The 2,293-nt window shown below is 44.1% G+C and carries 1 protein-coding gene; it reads right to left on the minus strand.

The genetic code is table 11. The features are described 5' to 3' along the window. Window positions 1–164: 164 nt before the first annotated feature. Window positions 165–1,763, minus strand: a complete 1,599-nt coding sequence (locus ACM0OX_RS35455; protein ID WP_414519866.1) for a B12-binding domain-containing radical SAM protein — start codon at window positions 1,761–1,763, stop codon at window positions 165–167. Window positions 1,764–2,293: the final 530 nt, after the last annotated feature.

Below are 2,293 nucleotides of genomic sequence, written 5' to 3' on the forward strand. Positions count from 1 at the left end.
GGGGGATCTAAACGCTGTGAGGCAACTCTCAAAGACTTGTGTATACACCGTAGCAGGGGTTGGGGGTGGGGTGTTAGGGACTTTTGCAAGAGGTCTAATGATTATCTCCTGGTATGATTGGGAAAGCTGAAAGAGGCATTCAGTAGAGGTCTTAAACCCTTGCTTTAACTACTATGAGTTAATACTTCCATCACTTCTGCTTCCGGTTTTACCCTAGCTTCTGCTTCTAGAAATTCAGCCACTTGCGCCTCAATTTCATCCCGAACAATTTGGCGATATTCCAAGAAATGCTCAATTTGGGCACAAACAGCTAAATAGCTACTCACCCCACCCGGATTATGTTGATACATGTTCCATAAATTGCGCCAGAATTGCCAGCGCGTCTGACGACGTACACCTTGACGCCAGCAAATAATCAGAAATGCTCGGAGTACTTTCCAGTTCAATGGTTTCTTGGCAGCTTTGCCTTTTTTCGGGTAGGTTGCTTCGCCCAAAAGCCGGAAGTGTTTGTATGTACGCTCCAAAAACCGCTCTGGCTCATACAAATCACAGAAAGCCTGCACATATTCACGAGCGATGTCTTCTAAAGGTCGAGTTGGGACAAAGTTCATCAACGTGGTTTGGTTGATGTTGGCTGATTTATTGCGGAGTCGTCCTTCCTTTTCTAATCTATGCCAAAGAGCTGTATCTGGAAGGGCTTGCAACATACTAAATAAGGCTGTGGGAATTGCTGTTTGCTCGACAAACTTGACAATTCGGGCGCCGGCTCCTACTTTCTCGCCATCAAACCCAATGATAAACCCTGCCATGACTCGCAGCCCGGAGCGGGTAATTTTATTCACCGCGTCACTGAGTGAGTCTCTGGTATTCTGATATTTCTGTGTGAAAGTAAGACTTTCTTCGTCGGGGGTTTCAATTCCCAGAAAAACGGCTCCGAAATTACACACTACCATCAAATCCATCAGTTCTTGATCTTGGGCTAAATCAACTGAAGCCTCTGTGGCAAAGGAAAAAGGATAGTTATGTTCCACCATCCAGGGTAGAAGGGACTTCAGAAATAATTTGACGTTCCGCTTATTGCCAATGAAGTTGTCATCCACCATAAAAATACTGCGCCGCCAACCCAGTTTGTAGAGACAATCAAGTTCTGCTAAGAGTTGCTCTGGGTTTTTGGTGCGGGGTTTGCGACCGTATAGCACAATAATGTCGCAAAATTCACATTGAAAGGGGCATCCACGGGAAAATTGCACCGACATCTCTGCATAAGCTTCAAACTCTAGCAAGTCAAAGCGAGGTGTTGGAGTGTTGGTGACATCTGGTTTTTCCCCACCAGAACGAAAAATGCCTGTGCGATCGCCCCGTGCGATCGCTGCTACAAATAAAGGTAGGGTAATTTCCCCCTCGTCTAATATCAAATAATCTGCGCCGGCGGATGTCATTTCATTCGGTAGCGCTGTCGGGAAGGGCCCACCCACAGCGACTAGTTTACCTCTCTGTTTTGCTTCTAATATTTGAGAGAGCAAATCCTCTTTTTGCACAATCATCGCCGACATAATAACCAAATCTGCCCAAGCCCATTCTGCTTCTGTACAGACGCGAACATTTCGATCTACTAGCTTGAAATTCCATTCTTGCGGTAAAATCGCCGCTACAGTCACTAAGCCTAAAGGCGGTAGCATTGCTTTACGGTCTAATAAAGCCAGTGTTTTTTCAAAAGACCAAAAACTTTTTGGAAAGCGGGGGTATAGAAGTAAAACGTTCATATTTGATGTTTATAAACCTTGATTTTCGTTGCTAGTTGAGTTCATGTCAAACTAAACCAGTCGTGATAACACATTAGAGGAGCTTCTATATCCACTAGCTGTAACTTCTACTATGACTGATTTAGACAAAGCAATATCTTGTTAGGGCGATTATTCCTGTTTTTAGAGAAATTGCTCAATCAGTGTGAGGAGTGCGATGTCTACGACGAGCAACTCTTGGATAGGCTACACCAACACCTACGCAATTTCCGAAAATCCTCAAACATAGATGGTTAAAGGATTTACCTAGAAAGACTAGAACTTGTGGAACGGTTATAAAGCAATACAGTTCAGAATTAGCGACAAAGCCCAGATGTAGAGACGCGATTTATCGCGTATTGCAGCGTCTTGAAAGACCAATTATTTACACCAGTAACCCCTAACCCAAGCGTATTGGGTTATAAACCAATACGCTTGGGTTAAGGCTAAAACTCTGTTGTCATAGTTAATTTTTTTAACGTAGACGCTTCTCTACGAGACGCTACGCGTAG

The organism is Nostoc sp. PCC 9305 (assembly GCF_963920915.1).
In the GTDB taxonomy this organism is placed as follows: domain Bacteria; phylum Cyanobacteriota; class Cyanobacteriia; order Cyanobacteriales; family Nostocaceae; genus Nostoc.